At 50.4% G+C, this 20,245-nt stretch carries 27 protein-coding genes and 3 pseudogenes; 5 read left to right on the forward strand and 25 right to left on the reverse strand.

What is annotated here, in order from left to right; translation table 11 throughout:
- Window positions 1–114: 114 nt before the first annotated feature.
- The 3 genes and pseudogenes from E7747_RS02180 (at window position 115) to msrB (ending at window position 2,588) form a co-directional block, all read left to right on the forward strand.
- Window positions 115–1,287, forward strand: a complete 1,173-nt coding sequence (locus tag E7747_RS02180; protein ID WP_136413857.1) for a hypothetical protein — start codon at window positions 115–117, stop codon at window positions 1,285–1,287.
- 309 nt (window positions 1,288–1,596) lie between these two features.
- A pseudogene (gene msrA / locus E7747_RS17425) lies at window positions 1,597–2,018 on the forward strand (peptide-methionine (S)-S-oxide reductase MsrA); the annotation flags it as partial.
- Between the two features lie 93 nt (window positions 2,019–2,111).
- The gene (msrB, locus tag E7747_RS17430; RefSeq protein ID WP_394366325.1) at window positions 2,112–2,588 is read left to right on the forward strand and encodes a peptide-methionine (R)-S-oxide reductase MsrB; all 477 of its coding nucleotides are present in this window, start codon (window positions 2,112–2,114) and stop codon (window positions 2,586–2,588) included.
- A 205-nt stretch (window positions 2,589–2,793) separates the two neighbouring features.
- On the opposite strand, the gene E7747_RS02190 is transcribed toward msrB, so the two are convergent.
- Window positions 2,794–4,827 carry a transketolase family protein gene (locus E7747_RS02190; RefSeq protein ID WP_136413859.1) on the reverse strand — a complete coding sequence of 678 codons (2,034 nt, stop codon included), beginning with the start codon at window positions 4,825–4,827 and terminating at the stop codon, window positions 2,794–2,796.
- A 513-nt stretch (window positions 4,828–5,340) separates the two neighbouring features.
- Here E7747_RS02190 and E7747_RS16440 point away from each other — a divergent pair.
- Window positions 5,341–5,487 (forward strand): hypothetical protein, encoded by a 147-nt coding sequence (locus E7747_RS16440; protein WP_168185191.1) that lies wholly within the window; start codon window positions 5,341–5,343, stop codon window positions 5,485–5,487.
- A 657-nt stretch (window positions 5,488–6,144) separates the two neighbouring features.
- Window positions 6,145–7,524 (forward strand): MFS transporter, encoded by a 1,380-nt coding sequence (locus E7747_RS02195; protein WP_136413861.1) that lies wholly within the window; start codon window positions 6,145–6,147, stop codon window positions 7,522–7,524.
- A 148-nt stretch (window positions 7,525–7,672) separates the two neighbouring features.
- Here E7747_RS02195 and E7747_RS02200 read toward each other — a convergent pair whose 3' ends face one another.
- The 24 genes and pseudogenes from E7747_RS02200 to rpsC all read right to left on the reverse strand — a co-directional run bounded on the left by E7747_RS02200 (window position 7,673) and on the right by rpsC (window position 20,244).
- Window positions 7,673–7,954: a hypothetical protein gene (locus E7747_RS02200; RefSeq protein WP_123615490.1), complete on the reverse strand. Its 282-nt coding sequence runs from the start codon at window positions 7,952–7,954 to the stop codon at window positions 7,673–7,675.
- Window positions 7,955–8,166: 212 nt separating this feature from the next.
- Window positions 8,167–8,670: a 50S ribosomal protein L17 gene (rplQ, locus tag E7747_RS02205; RefSeq protein WP_123615491.1), complete on the reverse strand. Its 504-nt coding sequence runs from the start codon at window positions 8,668–8,670 to the stop codon at window positions 8,167–8,169.
- Window positions 8,671–8,678: 8 nt separating this feature from the next.
- Window positions 8,679–9,671, reverse strand: a complete 993-nt coding sequence (locus tag E7747_RS02210; protein WP_123615492.1) for a DNA-directed RNA polymerase subunit alpha — start codon at window positions 9,669–9,671, stop codon at window positions 8,679–8,681.
- A gap of 17 nt (window positions 9,672–9,688) precedes the next feature.
- Window positions 9,689–10,294 carry a 30S ribosomal protein S4 gene (rpsD, locus tag E7747_RS02215; protein ID WP_123615525.1) on the reverse strand — a complete coding sequence of 202 codons (606 nt, stop codon included), beginning with the start codon at window positions 10,292–10,294 and terminating at the stop codon, window positions 9,689–9,691.
- Between the two features lie 303 nt (window positions 10,295–10,597).
- Window positions 10,598–10,987, reverse strand: coding sequence for a 30S ribosomal protein S11 (gene rpsK / locus E7747_RS02220; protein WP_107031234.1), 390 nt, complete (start codon window positions 10,985–10,987; stop codon window positions 10,598–10,600).
- A gap of 9 nt (window positions 10,988–10,996) precedes the next feature.
- Window positions 10,997–11,377: a 30S ribosomal protein S13 gene (rpsM, locus tag E7747_RS02225; RefSeq protein ID WP_123615493.1), complete on the reverse strand. Its 381-nt coding sequence runs from the start codon at window positions 11,375–11,377 to the stop codon at window positions 10,997–10,999.
- 160 nt (window positions 11,378–11,537) lie between these two features.
- Window positions 11,538–11,654 (reverse strand): 50S ribosomal protein L36, encoded by a 117-nt coding sequence (gene rpmJ, locus E7747_RS02230; protein WP_016562612.1) that lies wholly within the window; start codon window positions 11,652–11,654, stop codon window positions 11,538–11,540.
- A 55-nt stretch (window positions 11,655–11,709) separates the two neighbouring features.
- Entirely contained in the window at window positions 11,710–11,928 is a 219-nt protein-coding gene (gene infA / locus E7747_RS02235) for a translation initiation factor IF-1 (RefSeq protein ID WP_107031232.1), read from the reverse strand.
- Window positions 11,929–11,964: 36 nt separating this feature from the next.
- Window positions 11,965–12,747, reverse strand: a complete 783-nt coding sequence (gene map / locus E7747_RS02240) for a type I methionyl aminopeptidase (RefSeq protein ID WP_136413863.1) — start codon at window positions 12,745–12,747, stop codon at window positions 11,965–11,967.
- A 40-nt stretch (window positions 12,748–12,787) separates the two neighbouring features.
- Complete coding sequence (gene secY, locus E7747_RS02245) at window positions 12,788–14,137, reverse strand: preprotein translocase subunit SecY (RefSeq protein WP_136413865.1); 1,350 nt, start codon at window positions 14,135–14,137, stop codon at window positions 12,788–12,790.
- Between the two features lie 17 nt (window positions 14,138–14,154).
- On the reverse strand, window positions 14,155–14,601 hold the full coding sequence (rplO, locus tag E7747_RS02250) for a 50S ribosomal protein L15 (protein WP_136413867.1): 447 nt from the start codon (window positions 14,599–14,601) through the stop codon (window positions 14,155–14,157).
- A gap of 24 nt (window positions 14,602–14,625) precedes the next feature.
- The gene (gene rpmD, locus E7747_RS02255) at window positions 14,626–14,805 is read right to left on the reverse strand and encodes a 50S ribosomal protein L30 (RefSeq protein ID WP_123615497.1); all 180 of its coding nucleotides are present in this window, start codon (window positions 14,803–14,805) and stop codon (window positions 14,626–14,628) included.
- Between the two features lie 14 nt (window positions 14,806–14,819).
- Window positions 14,820–15,338, reverse strand: a complete 519-nt coding sequence (gene rpsE, locus E7747_RS02260) for a 30S ribosomal protein S5 (RefSeq protein ID WP_123615498.1) — start codon at window positions 15,336–15,338, stop codon at window positions 14,820–14,822.
- 6 nt (window positions 15,339–15,344) lie between these two features.
- Entirely contained in the window at window positions 15,345–15,686 is a 342-nt protein-coding gene (gene rplR, locus E7747_RS02265; RefSeq protein ID WP_123615499.1) for a 50S ribosomal protein L18, read from the reverse strand.
- A gap of 17 nt (window positions 15,687–15,703) precedes the next feature.
- A pseudogene (gene rplF, locus E7747_RS02270) lies at window positions 15,704–16,260 on the reverse strand (50S ribosomal protein L6).
- 22 nt (window positions 16,261–16,282) lie between these two features.
- The gene (rpsH, locus tag E7747_RS02275; protein ID WP_123615501.1) at window positions 16,283–16,681 is read right to left on the reverse strand and encodes a 30S ribosomal protein S8; all 399 of its coding nucleotides are present in this window, start codon (window positions 16,679–16,681) and stop codon (window positions 16,283–16,285) included.
- A 347-nt stretch (window positions 16,682–17,028) separates the two neighbouring features.
- Window positions 17,029–17,298 carry a 30S ribosomal protein S14 gene (gene rpsN / locus E7747_RS02280; RefSeq protein WP_123615502.1) on the reverse strand — a complete coding sequence of 90 codons (270 nt, stop codon included), beginning with the start codon at window positions 17,296–17,298 and terminating at the stop codon, window positions 17,029–17,031.
- Between the two features lie 9 nt (window positions 17,299–17,307).
- Window positions 17,308–17,858: pseudogene (rplE, locus tag E7747_RS02285) on the reverse strand (50S ribosomal protein L5).
- Window positions 17,858–18,178 (reverse strand): 50S ribosomal protein L24, encoded by a 321-nt coding sequence (rplX, locus tag E7747_RS02290; RefSeq protein ID WP_123615504.1) that lies wholly within the window; start codon window positions 18,176–18,178, stop codon window positions 17,858–17,860. Before rplX ends, rplE begins: the two are co-directional and overlap by 1 nt.
- A gap of 30 nt (window positions 18,179–18,208) precedes the next feature.
- Window positions 18,209–18,577, reverse strand: a complete 369-nt coding sequence (gene rplN, locus E7747_RS02295; RefSeq protein ID WP_107031220.1) for a 50S ribosomal protein L14 — start codon at window positions 18,575–18,577, stop codon at window positions 18,209–18,211.
- A 3-nt stretch (window positions 18,578–18,580) separates the two neighbouring features.
- A complete protein-coding gene (gene rpsQ, locus E7747_RS02300) occupies window positions 18,581–18,838 on the reverse strand; it encodes a 30S ribosomal protein S17 (protein ID WP_123615505.1) in 258 nt (85 codons plus the stop codon).
- Window positions 18,839–18,849: 11 nt separating this feature from the next.
- Window positions 18,850–19,047, reverse strand: a complete 198-nt coding sequence (rpmC, locus tag E7747_RS02305) for a 50S ribosomal protein L29 (RefSeq protein WP_123615506.1) — start codon at window positions 19,045–19,047, stop codon at window positions 18,850–18,852.
- Window positions 19,048–19,053: 6 nt separating this feature from the next.
- Window positions 19,054–19,485, reverse strand: a complete 432-nt coding sequence (gene rplP, locus E7747_RS02310) for a 50S ribosomal protein L16 (RefSeq protein WP_123615507.1) — start codon at window positions 19,483–19,485, stop codon at window positions 19,054–19,056.
- Window positions 19,486–19,509: 24 nt separating this feature from the next.
- Window positions 19,510–20,244 carry a 30S ribosomal protein S3 gene (gene rpsC, locus E7747_RS02315; RefSeq protein WP_123615508.1) on the reverse strand — a complete coding sequence of 245 codons (735 nt, stop codon included), beginning with the start codon at window positions 20,242–20,244 and terminating at the stop codon, window positions 19,510–19,512.
- Window position 20,245 lies beyond the last annotated feature (1 nt).

Consider the following 20,245-nt stretch of genomic DNA (forward strand, 5'->3'; position numbering starts at 1 on the left):
AGCCCCGATTTTTAACATTCTTTTCTTTCGGTTTAGTATTTTTTGTCGTAATTTTGCAACTCGAAAAAACCATTCTTTGACATTTTTTTAATTTCACATATCTCCGATTTAGAAATGAAGAAGCTCATCACAGCATTCGTCGCTACAGCCGTAGTACTCTCCGCATCGGCCAAGATTGAAGGTGACGGATATTACCGCGTCCAGAACTTCAAGACCGGACGTTACATCTACGTACTTGACGACAAAGGCGAACTTAACTTTCAGGCAACGACAGCCGAACTCGGAGCGCTCCAGCTCTACAAGGACTATGAAAAAACCATCTCCGACCCTTCGACAATCATCTATGTCAAGGATCTTAACGGCAAGAATCAGGACTTTGACCTCCAGACTCAGGGCACAGGCGTGAAGGCGATCATCGACTATCCCGTCAGCATCCGTCTTGCAAATGCCAAACTCGAGACTTACATGGTCTTCGGACGCAACAGCGGCATGACCCGCTACATCGGCGACTCCACCGAGGGGGACTCTGACCGAGGTTATGTCACCTCCATAGGCAACGGCGATTATTTCCGCTGGTATTTTCACCCCGTCACCACCGACGACAGCAACTATTTCGGCATACTTCCCGAATTAAATGACGGCGGCGACTTCTATGCCTCGCTCTACGCTGACTTCCCCTACACCTGCCATTCGGAGGGAATGACAGTCTACTATGTCACATCGTATGCCGACGGCGTAGCCTATATCTATCCGATTGAAGGCACCGTCCCCAAGGGAACACCTGTCATCATCAAGTGTTCGTCGCCTTTCACCGCCGGCAACAAACTCGACCTCGGAGGCGAAGCAGCCCCCATCAGCTACAACAAGCTCAAAGGTGTCTACTTCAACAATACAAGCCTTCTCCACAAGAATCTTACCCCCAATGACCCGGAGACCATGCGAGTGCTCGGCAAACTCTCCGACGGCTCGGTCGGTTTCGTGAAATATACCGAAGCCAACCTGCCCCGCAACAAAGCCTATCTCGTAGTGCCCGCCGGCTCGCCCGACGAAATCAGAATGGAAGTCGCAAGCTCAGGCATCGCCGACATAAGCGCCGACAGCAAAGAAGCGACCATCCGTGTCAACGGTCTCGATATCTATGTCGAGGGAGCGGAAATAACTGAAATCTACAGCATCACCGGCCAGCTTATCGCCCGTGGCAACGGCAACGGACACCTTTCAGTCCCCGCACCCGGACTCTATATCGTCAAGGCAGGGACAACCGTCCGCAAAATCATGGCCCGCTGACACATACGCAGGCTTCAACGCTTGACAGAATAATAGGTTGTTTAAAAACTCTAAAATGGCCGTATGATTTTATGACCATCTGAAAAGCAGGACGACATTAACCGAATTTAAGGTTTGTCGCCCTGCTTTTTTCACAATGCTTTCTTAAAATTAACACATACAGATGCCGGCCGACGGTTTGAGAGCGCTGCCGACAAACCTAATGAAACGTTCCGACGTTTTAACGACATGAAAATCATACTCGCAGCGCTGCCGGCCGTCGTCATGACCGCCTCGTGTGCGACTCCGGCAGAGAAAAACCGACAGACTATGGACAACGATAACATCAACAACATTGAGACAATCTATTTTGCAGGAGGGTGCTTCTGGGGAACGGAACACTTCATCAAGCAGATCGACGGTGTGGTCGACACCGAAGCCGGCTATGCCAACAGCCTGATTCCCGATCCGACCTACAGTGAGGTCTGCACCGGGCAGACAATGGCCGCCGAAGGCGTGAAAGTGGAGTATGACACCACTCGCATCGACCTGCCGTCACTGATTCAGCTCTATCTCATGACCATCGACCCGACTTCGGTCAACCGTCAGGGCAACGACCGGGGACTCAGTATAGGACAGGCATCTACTACACCAATCCCCGCCAGCAGCAGACGGCTCTCGCCGAAATCGCAAAGGAAGCGCAGCTCCACCGCCTCCCGATAGCCGTCGAGGTCAAGGAGCTTCAGAATTTCTATCCGGCCGAAGAATATCATCAGGACTATCTCGACAAGAATCCGGGAGGATATTGCCACATAGACCCACGGCTGTTTGAAGTTGCCCGGCGAGTGACCAAGCGGCCACAGGCTCATGTCGACCCATCGGCCTACAGTCGTCCTGACGACGCGCGGCTGCGCTCGGAACTGACAGCGGAACAGTATGCCGTCACGCAGCAGAACGCCACCGAAGCGCCGTTCCGCAACGAGTATTTCGACAATCACGAAAAAGGAATCTATGTCGATGTCACGACAGGCGAACCGCTCTTCGTGTCGACCGACAAGTTTGACTCTGGATGTGGCTGGCCAAGCTTCTCGCACCCTGTCAGCGATGAAGTGATAGTCGAAAAGAGAGACCTTAGCCATGGAATGGACCGCACGGAAGTCAGAAGCCGTGTCGGCGACTCACATCTCGGCCATGTGTTCCCAGACGGGCCTAAGGAGCGCGGAGGATTGCGCTACTGCATCAACAGCGCCTCGCTCCGGTTCATTCCTCTCAACAGGATGGCAGCCGAGGGCTACGGCCAATATATCCCGCTCGTCAGATAAAGCATGGAAGAGCCGCATACGGCATAGAATATCATAGAAAAGAAACACATCCTGCATCCAAAGGACAAATCCTGCACAAAAAAAGCCTGCGGTCCACATCGGGTCGCAGGCTTCGATATAATATAAAGAACTATCGTTAGATTGGTTGCAAAGTTATGACAATTTCTGTTGCCATGCAAGCAACCGGCGCTTGTCGCATGACTTTTTATGCACCGAGGAACTTGTCGACAAGTCCCTTGACATGAGCGGCGGTGAAGCCAAACTTCTCGTCAAGCACCTTGTAGGGGGCAGATGCGCCGAAGTGGTCAAGACCGAACACCATGCCGTCGGCACCCACGATTTCGCGGAGGGTCGAGGGAAGGCCTGCGGTCAGACCGAAAGCGGGAACGCCGGGAGTCATGACCGACTTGCGGTAGTCGGCATCCTGAAGGAAGAAGAGACCGAGCGAGGGAACTGACACGACGCGGGCTTTCTTGCCTTCGGCAGCAAGCTTCTCGGCAACTTCGCAGAGGAGCGATACTTCCGAACCGTTTGCGACGAGAATCACATCGGGGTTTTCAACTTCGACAACGGTGTAACCGCCCTTGCGGCATCCGGCGTTCGCCTCGGCAAAGCGGTCGCCTGAAGCAGCGGGAAGGTCGGGGAGGTTCTGGCGTGAAAGCACGAGAGCCGAGGGAGTCTTGAAGTTCTCCATTGCCATCGCCCAAGCTACGGAAGTCTCGGCAGCGTCGGCCGGACGGAGCACAAGCATCGAAGGCTCGCCGTTGAAGTTGCGGAGCTCTTCCATGAGACGGAGCTGTGCTTCCTGCTCGACGGGTTCGTGGGTCGGGCCGTCCTCACCTACGCGGAATGCGTCGTGAGTCCAGATATACTTCACGGGGAGCTCCATGAGAGCAGCCATGCGGACTGCGGGCTTCATGTAGTCGCTGAACACAAAGAATGTGCCACATGCGCCGATCACACCTCCGTGGAGTGCGATACCGTTCATCACGGCGGCCATTGTGAGCTCCGATACACCTGCGTGGAGGAATGCACCCGAGAAGTCACCGTTGGTAAACGGATGTGTCTTCTTGAGGAATGCGTCGGTCTTGTCGGAGTTTGCGAGGTCGGCTGAAGAAACAATCATGTTGTTGACCTTCTCGGCAAGCACACCGAGGACATCGGCCGAAGCCTGACGCGACGCGATGTTAGGCTTGTGGGGGATGGCTCTCCAGTCGATTTCAGGAAGCTCGTTGTTGAGGAATGTGTGGAGTTCCTTGGCAAGCTCGGGATTTGCGGCTTCCCATGCGGCCTGTTCGGCACGCTTTGCCTTTACGATTTCGCGAAGCTCTGCGCGACGGGCATCGTAGAGAGCCTTGACATCGTCGAAAATAACCCAAGGATTTTCGGGATCAGCGCCGAGGTTTTTCATTGTAGCGGCATAGTCTGCGCCTGATGCGCTAAGAGGCTGACCGTGGGTAGAGCACTGTCCTTCGAAGTTAGAGCCGTCAGCTTTGACGACGCCCTTGCCCATGACAGTGTGGCCGATGATGAGAGTCGGACGCTGCTTTTCGCCCTGTGCGGCCACGATAGCTTCGGCGATTTCCTTGGGGTCATTGCCGTTGATTTCAATCACGTTCCAGTTCCAAGCGCGGTATTTAGAAGCCACATCCTCGCAGTCGACCGCATCGACCATTGTTGAAAGCTGCACACGGTTGCTGTCGTAGAACATGATGAGGTTGTGGAGACCGAGGAATCCGGCGAGACGGCCGGCGCCCTGCGAGATTTCTTCCTGAATGCCGCCGTCGGAAATGAAAGCGTAGGTCTTGTGGCTCATCCACTCGCCGAAACGAGCGGTCATGAAACGCTCGGCGATCGCACATCCCACAGCCATTGTATGGCCTTGTCCGAGAGGGCCGGAAGTGTTTTCAACACCGCGCTCGGGATGAAGCTCGGGGTGACCGGGAGTCGGAGAGCCCCACTGACGGAACTGTTCAAGCTCGGCCATTGTGTAGTGTCCGAAGAGCGCGAGCACGCTGTAGAGCATGGGGGACATGTGACCGGGATCAAGGAAGAAACGGTCACGGCCAAGCCACTTGCCGTCGTCGGGGTCGGTAATAAGGAATTGCGAGTAGAGCACATTTACAAAGTCAGCGCCGCCCATGGCGCCACCGGGATGACCGGATTTTGCTTTTTCAACCATCGAGGCAGCGAGAATACGGATATTGTCGGCTGCGCGGTTAATTGCTGTCAGATTCATGGGGTTAATTATATTGTTAAAATCATTTAAGTTTATACATGAAGACTTTTCGGTATGCAGAGAGTAGTGCAAATATACAAATATTCGCTGAAATAACAGAAGAAAACCGTCAATATGATATAAATAAGAATCCATTTGAGATATTCACGGACAATAAAAACGAATTCCCTGTCGTGATGACAAGGAATTCGACACACAATAGTAACAAATAATAGATGCACCGCTTTTCACAAAGAGGATTATCACCTATGTCTTGATCCCGTGCGTAGATTTGACGGAATCATATTTTTCAGCCTGAACGCTTCCACGGCATTGCGTGAAACGGCAATGGGGAGGGGGCTTCGGACAGCGACATGAAAATGCGCGAATCCTATATGCTCGTTTAGTTGAAGCCCCCTGAAAAAAGAGAGACGCCGGAGCAGCGAGCATCCCTGCATCTGCCTTCGGTGTCACACGGACACACGTCAAGGCTAATACGGACATCTCATCAGAAAATTTCGTTGGTGAACAAGCATGACAATCCTTTTCCCGTGGAGAGATAAGCGCATTTTACAGAAGTCCGCCGCTACTTCCGGCAAGCACGGAGGCAGGGAGAAGCGACTCGAACGCCATAAAAATCTTCATGCGAAGCAAGAAGGTGAATTGATAAATAAGAACTGAGCCGGACTCGCCGGTGGAATTGTCAGGGCATAGTAAATGAGAGGAAGTAGATTGGAGATCCGCACAATCCTCTTGATGGCGGAATGGATCGTTTCAGTAGAGTCGAGCAGAGTAGATTAGAGCTGCATTTAATTAGAGCTATATTTACATGTAGATAGTGATCAGCTTTTGCGTTTTTATGTTCAGCGGTTTGGAGATTGATGTTTTTATAAAAAATCGTTCTTTTTCCAATGGATGGCCACTCGCCGGCACATATCCCCGCCGGAAAATGGACAGCCAATGGGCGAACGTTGACAAAATAGCGACACAAAAGTAAAAAATGTTGACGAATTGACAACAATTTTAGCCGATAAATTTTTCAAAAAAATGCGCTTACAGTGTGCCTCAATGCCTTTTTGAAGAAAAAACACGAAATTTAAGTTACTTTTGAGCTACTTTTTCCATTCCGGCCTGATTCTGAAAAATCCATTCATTGAAAACAGGGCGAAAAGCATGCCGGAAAACACATTTAATAAACAAAGAAATTCAAAAAAGAATCATTAACTTTGCTGAAACATAGTTTCAACATTTATGTTGCCCGCTTAAAGTCAAATTTCTAAGATAAAAAATTTTTAAGTTCATAAATCAAACAAATCTATTCTACCTAAACTAAACGTAATGGAAACGACTCCAAAAAACAATGCACGGATAGTGGCCATAGTCGTGATGTTCTTCATCTACGCCATGATCTCGTTCGTGACCAATCTTGCAGCCCCGATCGGCACGATATGGGGATATCAGTTCGAAGGCAACTCGGTGCTCGGCATGATGGGCAACATGATGAACTTCCTTGCCTATCTGTTTATGGGAATCCCGGCCGGCAACATGCTCGTGCGCATCGGCTACAAAAAAACAGCCCTATGGGCGCTCGCAGTCGGCGTTGTCGGACTCTTTGTACAGTTCCTTTCGAGCATCGTCGGGACAGAGACTGTAGTTACAACATTCTCGTCGACTAATGCAGAAGGAATCGCGACTTCATTCCCGATTACCCTCAACTTCTTCATCTATCTCCTCGGTGCGTTCATCTGCGGTTTCTGTGTCTGCATGCTCAACACCGTGGTCAACCCGATGCTCAACCTTCTCGGCGGCGGAGGCAACCGTGGCAACCAGCTCCTGCAGTTCGGCGGCGCACTCAACTCTCTTTCCGGCACTCTGACACCTCTCTTCGTGGGTATGCTTATCGGTGTGCTCAGCAAGCAGACTCAGATCGGAGCTGTCAATCCTCTGCTCTTCCTCGGCATAGGCATCTTTGCTGTCGCATTCATCATTCTCAGCTTTGTTTCCATACCCGAGCCTAATCTCAGCAATGGACGAAAGATAAAATACAGCCACTCCCCTTGGAATTTCCGCCATACGGTGCTCGGCGTTATCGGTATCTTCTTCTATGTAGGTATTGAAATCGGCATACCCGGCACACTTAACTTCTATCTCGCCGACCAGAGCGCCAACGGCGCGGGCGTCGAGGGACAGGCTTCGGCCATTGCAGGCGCAATTGTCGCCGTCTATTGGCTTTTCATGCTTGTCGGACGTACGCTGTCGGGCTTTATCAGCGGTTCTGTATCGTCGCGCAGCCAGCTCATCGCAGTTTCGTCAACAGCCATCATCCTTATTATCCTTGCTATTTTCATCCCGAAGACCACCACATTCCCTGTGCCCGAGTTCCTCTATGAAGGTGGTGCACAAGTGCCTGTGAGCGCGTTCCTGCTAATCCTTTGCGGTCTGTGCACATCCATCATGTGGGGTGGCATATTCAACCTCGCAGTCGAAGGTCTCGGTAAATACACCGCTCAGGCGTCGGGTATTTTCATGATGATGGTGGTCGGCGGCGTGATGCCTCTTATCCAGAACGCCATTGCCAAAGCAAGCGGATATATGACTTCATATTGGCTTGTAGTAGCAATGCTTGCATATCTGCTCTATTACGGTCTTATCGGCAGCAAGAATGTCAATACGGCTATCCCTGTTAGCGAAGACACTCCCGATGCTCTGGATCTCTGACATCATGCACGAAAATCTCATACAAGCACTCCATACAATATCTTAAATTAACGATAAGATATTTCATCCCTACAGACAAACGGTCGCCTTGCCCATCTGATGACGGACAAGGCGACCGAATTTTATATACAATTCATGCCACACAGGCTCAATTGACACCTTCGTCAAGCGGACTTCGACACGGCGGAGCTTCCGTCCGGCGATGGCTGACCTTTTTACGCCGTGATGGCTTTACGGCAGCACTGTCGGCTTTGAGACCAGCGGAAACGGTATCAGATATGGCTATTGTATCGACACTGCATACAGAAGGTGGAGTGACAGTCTGCTGTGTTGCCAAAGCATTTCTGACAACGAGATATAGCGTCAGCAATCCCAACACTATTATGAGAACGAAGAGACCTCTGCGCTCACCGGCGGTGAATCGAGCCATAATACATTAATCTTCTAACTTATAAATCTGTTATGTTTATCCGTCAACGAATCTGTCAAGTGATATTAAGCATCTGAAAGACATGGTATCTATCATTGATTACCGATTGGGTCAATCCTTTCAGGCATCCCTATAAAAAGAAATCATCGCCGGAATCCTGAGGAATCCGACGATGATTTTCATTTATTCTGTGATATATCTTGCGAAGAAGATTATTCAGCGACGGGTGCTTCAGTTGCAGGTGCTTCAGCGTTGGGAGCTTCTGCAGCAGGAGCTTCAGCAGCGTTAGCCTTTCCGCCACGACGTGAACGACGGGTGCGGGTTGACTTCTTGGCGCCGTTGTCCTTAAGCATGTTTTCGTTGTAGTCAACGAGTTCGATGAAGCAAGTCTTGGCGTTGTCACCGAGACGGTTGCCAGTCTTAAGGATGCGGGTGTAACCACCGGGGCGGTTAGCAATCTTCTGAGCGATTTCGCGGAAGAGTTCAGTCACGGCCTCTTTGTTCTGAAGGTGAGCGAAGACGAGGCGACGGTTGGGAGTGCTGTCTTCCTTAGCGCGGTTGATGAGGGGCTCAGCATAGACGCGGAGTGCCTTGGCCTTGGCGAGAGTGGTGAAGATGCGCTTGTGCATGATCAGCGAAATCGTCATGTTGGCGAGCAGAGCGTCGCGATGAGCCTTCTTGCGACTGAGGTGATTGAATTTTTTATTGTGTCTCATCGTTATAATTACTCTTTATCAAGTTTATATTTTGAAATGTCCATTCCGAACGACAAATTGAGGTTGGCAAGGAGCTCATCGAGTTCGGTGAGTGACTTCTTACCGAAGTTACGGAATTTCAGGAGGTCGGTCTTGTTAAAGACCACCAGTTCACCAAGGGTCTCGACCTCGGCGCTCTTGAGGCAGTTGAGTGCGCGGACAGAAAGATCCATATCCACGAGCTTGCTCTTGAGAAGCTGTCGCATGTGGAGCACTTCTTCATCAAATTCCTCTTCACCGTCAGTCTCGTCCGTTTCAAGAGTAATCTTTTCATCGGAGAAGAGCATGAAGTGATAGATGAGGATTTTGGCTGCTTCCTTAAGAGCATCCTTCGGAAGGATAGATCCGTCGGTTGTGATTTCAAGGGTGAGCTTGTCGTAGTCGGTCTTCTGATCGACACGGAAGTTCTCCACTGTATATTTCACGTTCTGGATCGGGGTGTAGATAGAGTCGATAGCGAGGACATCAATAGCATCGTTTGCATTGCGGTTTTCCTCGGCGGGAACCCAACCACGCCCTTTGTTGATGGTGAGATCAATAGTGAAGCTGGCGCTCGGATCCAAATGACAGATCACAAGGTCAGGATTGAGGACTTCGAATCCTGTAAGACCTTTGCTAATGTCACCGGCTGTGAACTCTTCCTGACCTGACACAGTGATGGTAGCCTTTTCAAAGTCGGTATCTTCAACCGTCTGCTTAAGGTTGACTTTTTTGAGGTTAAGAATGATGTTTGTGACATCTTCCTTTACGCCGGGGATAGTGTCAAACTCGTGTCTTACGCCGTCGATGCGAATCGACGAAATAGCAAAACCTTCGAGCGAGGAGAGGAGAATGCGACGCAGGGCGTTGCCAATGGTTATACCATATCCCGGTTCCAATGGCTTAAACTCAAATTTACCGAATTGATTGTCGGCTTCCAACATGAGGACTTTGTCGGGTTTCTGGAATGCTAATATAGCCATGGATCTTAATTTAATGATTATTTAGAATACAACTCGACGATAAGCTGCTCTTTGATGTTCTCAGGGATATCTTCACGGGCGGGAACGTGGAGGAACTTACCGGCCTTAAGGCTTTCGTCCCATTCCAGCCAAGGATATTTGCTGTGATTGAAACCGGCGAGTGCGTCGGCAATTACTTCGAGAGACTTTGATTTTTCGCGGACACCGATAACGTCGCCGGGCTTAACTGCGTAAGATGCGATGTTTACGACCTTGCCGTTAACGACGATGTGGCGGTGGAGTACGAGCTGGCGGGCTGCTGCACGGGTGGGAGCGATTCCGAGACGATAAACTACGTTGTCGAGACGGCCTTCAAGAAGCTGAAGGAGGATCTCACCGGTGATACCCTTAGCGCGCGATGCCTTGTCGAAAAGGTTGTGGAACTGCTTTTCAAGCACGCCATAGGTGTATTTAGCCTTCTGCTTTTCGCGAAGCTGGACACCGTATTCAGAAGTTTTTCTTCTCTTGTTGAGTCCGTGCTGGCCCGGGGGATAGTTTTTCTTGGCGAGGACTTTATCTTCACCGAAGATGGGTTCGCCAAATTTACGGGCGATTTTGGTGCGGGGACCTGTGTATCTTGCCATTTTTGTGTTTGTTTGAAATTGTCTGTCTCTGATTCCGTCGCTCCGGCTGCGAGAGACTTTCGTGACAGCCGCGACCATAGAGAGGTGAAAAAAATATGGTCTATTTCACTTATAGCCTGTCGCCTGATATGTCTGACATCATTTACTGTTCAGAAACCGGGGCGGATTTTTTCAGTGAAATCAGGGACTAATGTAAAATTGATGGATCAAAATTTACTTTTGTGATCAGCATTCGGCTGGCTTCTCAATAATCGTAATGAAAGTTAAGAGCGGGAAGCTCCGATGCTGAAAGCGGGAAGCGTATTATACGCGACGACGCTTGGGAGGACGGCATCCGTTGTGGGGAAGCGGAGTTACGTCAACGATTTCAGTAACTTCGATGCCTGCACCGTGAACTGTACGGATAGCTGATTCGCGACCGTTACCGGGACCCTTTACATAAGCCTTCACTTTGCGGAGGCCGAGGTCATAGGCAACTTTCGCACAGTCCTGAGCTGCCATCTGAGCAGCGTAGGGAGTGTTCTTCTTAGAGCCACGGAATCCCATCTTGCCTGCAGAGGACCATGAGATAACCTGACCTTCAGAGTTGGCTAAGCACACAATAATGTTGTTGAAAGACGAGTGAACGTGAAGCTGACCGGCGGCGTCGACCTTAACGTTTCTTTTCTTAGCTGCGACTGTCTTTTTTGCCATGTTGATTTATTATTTAGTAGCTTTTTTCTTGTTAGCAACAGTTTTCTTGCGACCCTTGCGAGTACGGGCGTTGTTCTTAGTGCTCTGGCCACGCACGGGAAGACCGTTACGATGACGGATGCCACGGTAGCAACCGATGTCCATGAGACGCTTGATGTTGAGCTGGATTTCGCTGCGAAGGTCACCCTCCACCTTGTAATCGCTGCCGATTACTTCGCGAACCTTGGCTGCCTGATCGTCGCTCCAGTCCTTAACCTTGATATTCACGTCAACGCCTGCCTTTCCAAGGATTGTCTTGGCTGCGCTGCGTCCGATACCAAAAATATAGGTCAGGGCGATTTCACCTCTTTTGTTTTGGGGGAGGTCAACTCCCACGATTCTTACTGCCATATAATTATTTGATTACTTGACTAAAATTTTTGCAAAGGTAATACTTTTTTGCTGACTGCGAAGCGGTTGAGCGACCATTTAAAACACTTATTAGGAATCATTGAGAAATATTAACTAATAGGAGCCTATAATAGAGCTGTCCGCTTCGCCGGACAGCTCATTAGCCTTGACGCTGCTTGTATTTAGGATTTTTCTTGTTGATGACGTAAAGACGTCCCTTGCGGCGCACGATTTTGCTATCGGGAGTGCGCTTTTTAACAGAAGCTCTTACTTTCATTGCTTATCAGTGTATTGAAGATGATTATTGTTTCTTTTGATGATGGATTCCCGGATTATTTATAACGGAAAGCGATGCGTCCCTTCGAAAGATCATAGGGTGACATTTCGACTTTCACTTTGTCGCCGGGAAGAATCTTGATGTAGTGCATTCGCATCTTGCCTGAAATATGGGCTGTGATCTCATGACCGTTTTCAAGCTCGACACGAAACATTGCATTCGATAATGCTTCGACGATAGTGCCGTCAAGTTCGATTGCTGCCTGTTTTGCCATATCTTATAGTTTGGTTTCAACAATTGATTTTAAATGCTAAATGAATTTATCTCCGAGGGCTTCCTCTATGTAGTCAAAGGTGGTGAGGATACGGGGGCCGTCGGTGTCGATGGCGATTGTATGCTCATAATGGGCCGACGGCTTGCGGTCTTTGGTGCGACATTGCCAGCCGTCTTTCTCGATGACAATGTTACGGCTGCCAAGATTGATCATCGGTTCGATACATATACACATGCCTTTTTTCAGGACGGGTCCGACTCCACGACGTCCGTAGTTGGGGACTTCGGGGTCTTCGTGCATTTTTCGTCCGATGCCATGTCCGCACATCTCGCGGACGACTGTGTAGCCGTGGCGTTCGCAATAAGTCTGGACTGCATTCGCGATGTCGCCGATGCGCTTTCCCTCCTGAGCGGCCGCGATGCCTTTATAGAGCGATTCCTTGGTTGTCTTGCAGAGTGCAAGGATCTCAGGAGCGACTTCGCCAACCGGGAAAGTGTAGCACATATCTCCGTTGTAGCCGTCAAGCTCGACAACGGTGTCGATGCCTACTATATCGCCGTCGCGCAGTTCATATCCGGATGGAAATCCGTGGACGACGGTTTCATTGACTTCTATACAGAGTGTGCCGGGGAATCCTCCGTAACCAAGACAGGCTGGCTTGCCGCCGTTGTCGCGCATGAATTCCCTTGCTATATTGTCGAGGTGACGGGTAGTCACGCCCGGAGCCACCCACTTGGCGATTTCGCCAAGTGTGCGGCTCACAAGCGTGCATGCCTGCTGCACTTTTTCGATTTCTTCGGGTGTCTTAAGATAAATCATTTATCTAATGAAAAAATCTGCGGTAATCGAGTTAATGGCATTAATATGCCGAGCCGGTTGTGCGGCCCTTGATCTTGCCGTCCTTCATGAGGCCGTCATAATGGTGCATCATAAGGTGGCTTTCAATCTGCTGGAGGGTATCGAGGACGACACCTACGAGAATCAGAAGCGATGTTCCGCCGAAGAACTGGGCGAAGTTCTGGCTGATGCCAAAGAATCGCGCGAAGGCGGGAAGGATAGCCACAATGCCGAGGAAAATAGATCCGGGGAGAGTGATGCGCGACATAATAGAGTCGAGATACTCAGCGGTCTTCTTACCAGGCTTTACACCGGGGATGAAGCCATTGTTGCGCTTCATGTCTTCAGCCATCTGGGTGGGACGCACTGTGATGGCAGTGTAGAAGTAAGTGAAGGCTACAATGAGCACGAAGTAGACAAGATTATACCAAAAGCCATTGATATCAGAGAAGGCTGCATAGAATCCTGATGAACCTTCAGAGCTGCCGAAGCCTGCGAGGGTGATCGGGATGAACATGATGGCCTGTGCGAAGATGATAGGCATCACACCGGCGGCGTTAACCTTCAAAGGTATGTATTGGCGGGCACCTCCATACTGACGGTTGCCGACGATACGCTTGGCGTACTGTACGGGCACCTTGCGTGTTCCCTGAACGAGAAGCACCGCACCGACAGTCACGGCGAAAAGGAGAATGATCTCGACTACGAACATAATCAGACCGCCCTGACTTCCGGTAGCACCGGGAAGACGGCTTGTGAATTCATAGAAGAGCGCTCCCGGAAGACGGGCAATGATACCTACAAGGATTATGAAGGAGATACCATTGCCGATGCCGCGATCAGTGATGCGCTCGCCGAGCCACATGATGAACATAGAACCGGCGGCAAGGATTACTGTCAGGAAGGCTATAGTCCAAGCGCCCATGTGGGCACCGCCGGTGGCGGCACTCACCTGGACTTGGAGATTTACAAGATATGCAGGACCCTGAAGACAAAGAATCAGCACAGTCAGATAACGGGTATACTGACTGAGTTTCTGACGGCCGCTTTCGCCCTCGCTCTGCATCTTCTGGAAAGAAGGGAGAACCATGCCGAGCAGCTGAATCACGATGGACGCAGTGATGTAGGGCATGATACCGAGAGCGAAGATCGAAGCCTGAGAGAACGCGCCTCCTGAGAACATGTCAAGAAGCTGCATCAGACCGCTCTTGTTGGTGAACTTCGACAGTGCGTCGAGGTCTTCAGGCGAGATGCCGGGAAGCACGACGTAACAGCCGAGACGATAAACGAGCACCAACAGAAGAGTGACGAGAATGCGTTTCCTCAGTTCTTCAATGGTCCAGATGTTACGAATTGTTTCAATAAATCTCATTTCGAGGAGAAGGGGGATTAAATTTTATTGATAGAGCCTCCGGCTTCAACAATAGCCTTCTCAGCAGCTGCAGAGAATGCGTTTGCTTCAACGGTGAGCTTTTTGGTGAGCTTGCCGTTGGCAAGAATCTTGACGGGCTGCTTGCCATTGACGAGACCTGCTGCGATGAGTTCTGCAACGCCGATCTTCTCGAGGTTAGCAGAATTTGCAAGGTTTTCGAGGTCAACGAGGTTGACAGCCTTGTATTCAGTGCGAGACAGGGGTTTGAAACCGAATTTGGGGAGGCGACGCTGAAGAGGCATCTGACCACCTTCGAAGCCTATCTTACGGCTGTAGCCTGAACGGGACTTTGCACCTTTGTGACCGCGGGTAGATGTTCCACCCTTGCCAGAACCGGCGCCACGACCGATGCGGGTTTTCTTCGGTACAGAGCCTACAGCGGGTTTTAAATTGCTTAAATCCATAGTTGTGTTGATGATTTTTAGAAATTAGGCGTTGGTCACTTCTACCAAGTGGCGTACTGCTTTAACCATACCCATCACAGAGGGAGTGTCTTCAAGAACTACCGAGTGATGCATTTTTCTCAAGCCGAGAGCATCAAGTGTACGCTTCTGTACAGCAGGAGCGTTGATGCGGCTCTTAATCTGGGTGATTTTAATTTTTGCCATCTGATATATGGAGATTAGCCGTTAAACACTTGTTCGATAGAGATACCACGGTTCTGTGCTACCTGAGCGGGTGAACGCATTTCACCGAGAGCGGCGATGGTAGCCTTTACGAGGTTGTGGGGGTTGGAAGAGCCCTTAGACTTAGCAAGGACGTCAGTGATTCCGACGCTTTCAAGCACGGCACGCATCGCACCACCGGCCTTAACACCGGTACCGTGGCTTGCGGGCTTGAGGATTACGCGAGAACCGCCGAATTTTGCGAACTGCTCGTGGGGGATAGTGCCACGGTGAACGGGAACCTTGATAAGATTCTTCTTAGCTGCTTCAACACCCTTTGCGATGGCAGCCTGAACTTCATTAGCTTTGCCGAGGCCCCAACCTACGATGCCGTTTTCATTACCAACGACAACGATGGCTGCGAATGTAAAGGTGCGGCCACCCTTGGTCACCTTGGTAACGCGGTTGATGGCAACCAGACGATCCTTGAGTTCGAGATCGTTAGTAGACTTTACTTTATTATTCTTATTTGCCATATCTTATTAGAATTTAAGACCGCCCTTACGTGCGGCGTCAGCCAATGATTTTACTCTGCCATGGAAAAGGTAACCGTTACGGTCGAACACGACTTCAGTGATACCTGCAGCGATGGCTTTCTGAGCGATAGCCTCGCCAACCTTGGCTGCAATTTCACACTTAGTGCCCTCTTCGATGCCCTTTGACGATGTGGCGCAGATTGTAGTGCCTGCGAGGTCGTCGATGAGCTGGACATAGATCTGCTTGTTGCTGCGGAAAACCGACATGCGGGGACGTGCGGCGGTGCCGGAAATCTTGCCACGGATACGGGCTTTGATTTTATTTCTACGTTGTATCTTAGAAACCATTGTTTTAATCAATTTAATTATTTAGCACTTGCCGACTTACCCGACTTGCGACGGATAACTTCGCCCACAAACTTGATACCTTTGCCCTTGTAGGGTTCGGGCTTGCGGAGTGAACGGATCTTGGCACACACCTGGCCGAGGAGCTGCTTGTCGTCGCTCTCAAGGATGATGAGAGGATTCTTGTTACGCTCGCTCTTAGCTTCAACCTTGACTTCGGGGGAAGCTTGATATATATTGCGTGTGAGTAACCAAGCGAAAGCTCAAGCACCTGACCGGTGGCGGCGGCGCGGTAACCCACACCTACTAATTCCATTTCCTTGCGATAGCCTGTAGAAACGCCGACAATCATGTTGTGGATGAGCGCGCGGTAGAGACCATGCTGAGCGCGGTGCTCGCGGTCGTCGCTGGGACGGGTCACTGTGAGGTGACCGTCTTCAACCTTGATTTCGAGGTCGGGATTTACGTTCTGGTTGAGTGTGCCTTTGGGGCCTTTTACGGTTACTACATTATCCTTGTCGACGGTGACAGTGACACCTGCGGGGATTTCAATGGGAGCTTTACCTATACGTGACATAATTATGTATCCTCCTTATTGATTAGTAAACGTAGCAAAGGACCTCGCCACCAATCTTGAGGTCGCGGGCCTTCTTATTAGTCATCACACCCTTCGAGGTCGAGAGGATGGCGATGCCGAGTCCATTCAACACACGAGGCATATCTTTGTAGCCGGTATAACGGCGGAGACCGGGACGAGACACGCGCTCAAGGCTCTTGATTGCGTTGACCTTGTCAACCGGATCATACTTGAGGGCAATCTTGATTGTGCCCGCTGGATTTTCGCTTTCCTCAAATTTGTAGTTGAGGATGTAGCCTTGTTCGAAGAGAATCTTGGTGATCTCTCGCTTCAAGTTTGAGGCAGGAATCTCTACCACACGGTGGTTGGCTTTGATTGCATTTCTCAATCTTGTCAGATAATCTGCTATAGGATCAGTCATTTTGAAAAATGTTTAAATTGATTGGGATTTTCCCAACAATATTTAATACTCACTGTGATTCTTTAGGAGTGTAACGAGGATTAGAGGTAGAGGTTGCGATGATTGGTCGGAAGCCGGTTTATAAAAATACAGCTGCGCTACGGAGATCGCCGTGGAGTTCCTTTCTGTCGGACGGCTGCGGGCCTTGGTCCTGCGGGATTATGGAGTAACTTTGAGTGACCGTGGGGACTCCGCTTAGAGGTAACGACTCTCGAGCCGTCGGACTATCAGGAAACGTTTGCGGGATCTGTGGAAGCATCAATGGCTGTCGTCGACAGTCCATCCAGCTACCGGCATATTGACTGTGCTTACCAAGAAGCTTTCTTCACACCGGGGATGAGACCGGCAGAAGCCATTTCGCGGAACTGAATACGTGAAATACCGAACTGACGCATGTAGCCTTTCGGACGACCGGTGATCGAGCAACGGTTGTGGAGGCGTACGGTAGAAGCGTTCTTCGGGAGGAGCTGGAGACCTTCGTAGTCACCGGCAGCCTTGAGTTCGGCTTTCTTCTTGGCATACTTGGCAACGAGCTTAGCGCGTTTTACCTCGCGTGCCTTCATTGATTCTTTTGCCATAGCTTAAGCTTAGTTTTTAGCGTTTTTGAAAGGGAGACCAAATTCCTTGAGCAGAGCATAACCTTCTTCGTCGGTGTTTGCCGAAGTTACGAAAGTGATGTTCATACCCATGAGCTTATTGATGGTATCAATGTTGATTTCGGGGAAGATAATCTGTTCGGTGATACCGAGGGTGTAGTTACCACGTCCGTCAAGCTTGCCGTTGATACCCTTGAAGTCGCGGATACGGGCAGAGCGACGCGGATAAGACGCTCGAGGAATTCATACATTTTCTCACGGCGGAGTGTCACCATGACACCGATGGGCATCTTCTTACGGAGTTTGAAGTTAGAGATGTCCTTGCGAGAAAGAGTAGCGACAGCTTTCTGGCCGGTGATGGCGGTGAGCTCGTTGATCGCGGTCTCGATGAGTTTCTTGTCCTGAGTAGCAGCGCCAAGACCCTGGTTGATGACAATCTTCTTCAACTTGGGCACCTGCATAGGTGTGGTGTAGCTGAACTTCTCGGTCAGGGCGGGAACGATGCGTTCCTTATAGTCTTTTTTAACTGTTTCGGTGCTCATTACTTAATTTCCTCACCTGATTTTTTAGAGATACGAATTAACTGGCCTTTCTCATCGCGGCGGCAGCTCACGCGGGTGGGCTTTCCTGATTTGGGGTCGATGAGTGAAAGGTTGGAGATGTGGATGGGAGCTTCCATCTTGATGAGGCCTCCCTGAGGGTGCTGTGCATTGGGCTTTGTAGCCTTGGTCACCATGTTGATGCCTTCAACGATGGCTTTCTGCTTCTGCACGAGAACCTTGAGCACTCGACCCTCCTTGCCACGGTCTTCGCCGGCAAGAACATAGACGATGTCGCCTTTTCTGATATGTGATTTGCTCATTACGTTTATTGTTTTTGACGGTTAAGATGATTAGAGGACTTCGGGTGCGAGTGAGACGATCTTCATCTGGTTTGCAGCACGGAGTTCGCGGGCAACAGGACCGAAGATACGGGTTCCGCGGAGTTCGCCTGCATTGTTGAGAAGCACACAGGCATTGTCATCGAAACGGATGTAAGAGCCATCGGGACGGCGGATTTCCTTTTTGGTACGGACAACCACTGCCTTAGACACTGTGCCTTTCTTAACGTCTGATGAAGGAATGACACTCTTGACAGAAACGACAATGATGTCACCTACAGAGGCATAACGACGGCCGGTACCACCAAGTACGTGGATGCAGAGGGCTTCTTTAGCGCCACTGTTGTCGGCTACTGTTAAACGGCTTTCAGTCTGTATCATAGTTTACTTCACTTTTTCGATGATTTCCACGAGGCGCCAGCGCTTGGTCTTGCTGAGGGGACGGGTCTCCATGAGGCGGACGGTGTCGCCGACTGAACATTCGTTCTTTTCGTCGTGAGCGTGATATTTCTTAGTTTTGTTGACAAATTTGCCATAAATGGGGTGCTTCTCTTTCCACTTCACCATTACGGTGATGGTCTTGTCACCCTTGTTGCTCGAAACAACCCCGATGCGTTCTTTTCTTAAATTTCTCTTTTCCATTTGTGGGGAGTTTATTTGTTGTTAAGTTCGCGCTGACGCAACTCTGTCTTTACGCGAGCGATAGCCTTGCGTGCATGTGTAATCTTAGCGGGGCTGTCAAGGGGCGAAACTGCATGGTTGATCTTGAGCTGGGCGTAGTCCTTCTCCATCTCAGCCAGGCGGTCACGGAGATCCTGAGTGCTGACTTCTTTGAATGATTCTTTCTTCATGACTTATTACACATTTTGAGTTGGGTCATAGTCGCGACGCACGATGAACTTGGTGGTCACGGGAAGTTTTTGAGCTGCGAGGCGGAGAGCTTCCTTAGCGATATCGTAAGATACGCCTTCAACCTCTATGATGATGCGGCCGGGAGTAACGGGGGCAACGAATCCTTCGGGAGCACCCTTACCTTTACCCATGCGGACCTCGGCAGGCTTCTTTGTGATGGGTTTGTCAGGGAAGATGCGAATCCAGATCTGACCCTGACGCTGCATGTAGCGGGTAACAGCGATACGGGCGGCTTCAATCTGGCGACCGGTGATCCACTTAGACTCTAAGGTCTTGATGCCGAACGAACCGAAGGCCAACTGGTTGCCACGCTGCGCAATGCCTTTCATGCGGCCTTTTTGCGCGCGGCGAAATTTGGTTTTCTTAGGTTGTAACATTGTGTTGTTGAATCAATTGTGGGTTTAACGGTTGTTTTTGGGTTTGCGGAAACCGCCACGACGGGGAGCACCGTTTGAAGAAGAGTTGCGGCTGTCCTTCTGAGTGTTTGTGTACTGGGGAGCAAGGTCACGCTTTCCGTAAACCTCACCACGGCAGATCCAAACCTTCACGCCGATAACACCAACCTTTGTGTGAGCTTCTACGAGAGCGTAGTCAATGTCAGCACGGAGGGTGTGGAGCGGTGTACGGCCTTCCTTGAACATCTCCGAGCGGGCCATTTCAGCTCCGTTGAGACGGCCTGAAATCTGAACCTTGATGCCTTCGGCACCCGCACGCATTGTCGATGCTACAGCCATCTTCACTGCACGACGGTAGGCAATCTTGCCTTCAATCTGGCGGGCGATGGTCGAAGCTACGATCTGAGCGTCGAGTTCAGGGCGTTTTACTTCGTAGATGTTGATCTGGACATCCTTGTCGGTGATCTTCTTGAGCTCTTCCTTAAGCTTGTCGACTTCAGCGCCGCCCTTACCGATGATAAGACCGGGGCGAGAGGTGCAGACAGTGATAGTGATGAGCTTCATAGTGCGCTCGATGACGATGCGCGAAACGCTTGACTTTGCAAGACGGACATTGAGATACTTGCGGAGTTTAGAGTCCTCAAGCAGAGTATCGCCGTATTTCTTACCGCCATACCAGTTAGAGTCCCATCCACGGATAACTCCCAAGCGATTGCTGATTGGATTTACTTTCTGTCCCATT

It is taken from the genome of Duncaniella dubosii, assembly GCF_004803915.1.
Lineage (GTDB): Bacteria > Bacteroidota > Bacteroidia > Bacteroidales > Muribaculaceae > Duncaniella > Duncaniella dubosii.

What these genes read in the sequence shown, in the direction of transcription:
- E7747_RS02180 (WP_136413857.1), top strand. Translation starts at nt 115, where the DNA reads ATGAAGAAGCTCATCACAGCATTCGTCGCTACAGCCGTAGTACTCTCC.
- E7747_RS02190 (WP_136413859.1), bottom strand. Translation starts at nt 4,827, where the DNA reads ATGAATCTGACAGCAATTAACCGCGCAGCCGACAATATCCGTATTCTC.
- E7747_RS16440 (WP_168185191.1), top strand. Translation starts at nt 5,341, where the DNA reads ATGACAATCCTTTTCCCGTGGAGAGATAAGCGCATTTTACAGAAGTCC.
- E7747_RS02195 (WP_136413861.1), top strand. Translation starts at nt 6,145, where the DNA reads ATGGAAACGACTCCAAAAAACAATGCACGGATAGTGGCCATAGTCGTG.
- E7747_RS02200 (WP_123615490.1), bottom strand. Translation starts at nt 7,954, where the DNA reads ATGGCTCGATTCACCGCCGGTGAGCGCAGAGGTCTCTTCGTTCTCATA.
- rplQ (WP_123615491.1), bottom strand. Translation starts at nt 8,670, where the DNA reads ATGAGACACAATAAAAAATTCAATCACCTCAGTCGCAAGAAGGCTCAT.
- E7747_RS02210 (WP_123615492.1), bottom strand. Translation starts at nt 9,671, where the DNA reads ATGGCTATATTAGCATTCCAGAAACCCGACAAAGTCCTCATGTTGGAA.
- rpsD (WP_123615525.1), bottom strand. Translation starts at nt 10,294, where the DNA reads ATGGCAAGATACACAGGTCCCCGCACCAAAATCGCCCGTAAATTTGGC.
- rpsK (WP_107031234.1), bottom strand. Translation starts at nt 10,987, where the DNA reads ATGGCAAAAAAGACAGTCGCAGCTAAGAAAAGAAACGTTAAGGTCGAC.
- rpsM (WP_123615493.1), bottom strand. Translation starts at nt 11,377, where the DNA reads ATGGCAGTAAGAATCGTGGGAGTTGACCTCCCCCAAAACAAAAGAGGT.
- rpmJ (WP_016562612.1), bottom strand. Translation starts at nt 11,654, where the DNA reads ATGAAAGTAAGAGCTTCTGTTAAAAAGCGCACTCCCGATAGCAAAATC.
- infA (WP_107031232.1), bottom strand. Translation starts at nt 11,928, where the DNA reads ATGGCAAAACAGGCAGCAATCGAACTTGACGGCACTATCGTCGAAGCA.
- map (WP_136413863.1), bottom strand. Translation starts at nt 12,747, where the DNA reads ATGATTTATCTTAAGACACCCGAAGAAATCGAAAAAGTGCAGCAGGCA.
- secY (WP_136413865.1), bottom strand. Translation starts at nt 14,137, where the DNA reads ATGAGATTTATTGAAACAATTCGTAACATCTGGACCATTGAAGAACTG.
- rplO (WP_136413867.1), bottom strand. Translation starts at nt 14,601, where the DNA reads ATGGATTTAAGCAATTTAAAACCCGCTGTAGGCTCTGTACCGAAGAAA.
- rpmD (WP_123615497.1), bottom strand. Translation starts at nt 14,805, where the DNA reads ATGGCAAAAATTAAAATCACCCAGATTAAGAGCCGCATCAACGCTCCT.
- rpsE (WP_123615498.1), bottom strand. Translation starts at nt 15,338, where the DNA reads ATGGCAAATAAGAATAATAAAGTAAAGTCTACTAACGATCTCGAACTC.
- rplR (WP_123615499.1), bottom strand. Translation starts at nt 15,686, where the DNA reads ATGGTTTCTAAGATACAACGTAGAAATAAAATCAAAGCCCGTATCCGT.
- rpsH (WP_123615501.1), bottom strand. Translation starts at nt 16,681, where the DNA reads ATGACTGATCCTATAGCAGATTATCTGACAAGATTGAGAAATGCAATC.
- rpsN (WP_123615502.1), bottom strand. Translation starts at nt 17,298, where the DNA reads ATGGCAAAAGAATCAATGAAGGCACGCGAGGTAAAACGCGCTAAGCTC.
- rplX (WP_123615504.1), bottom strand. Translation starts at nt 18,178, where the DNA reads ATGAGCAAATCACATATCAGAAAAGGCGACATCGTCTATGTTCTTGCC.
- rplN (WP_107031220.1), bottom strand. Translation starts at nt 18,577, where the DNA reads ATGATACAGACTGAAAGCCGTTTAACAGTAGCCGACAACAGTGGCGCT.
- rpsQ (WP_123615505.1), bottom strand. Translation starts at nt 18,838, where the DNA reads ATGGAAAAGAGAAATTTAAGAAAAGAACGCATCGGGGTTGTTTCGAGC.
- rpmC (WP_123615506.1), bottom strand. Translation starts at nt 19,047, where the DNA reads ATGAAGAAAGAATCATTCAAAGAAGTCAGCACTCAGGATCTCCGTGAC.
- rplP (WP_123615507.1), bottom strand. Translation starts at nt 19,485, where the DNA reads ATGTTACAACCTAAGAAAACCAAATTTCGCCGCGCGCAAAAAGGCCGC.
- rpsC (WP_123615508.1), bottom strand. Translation starts at nt 20,244, where the DNA reads ATGGGACAGAAAGTAAATCCAATCAGCAATCGCTTGGGAGTTATCCGT.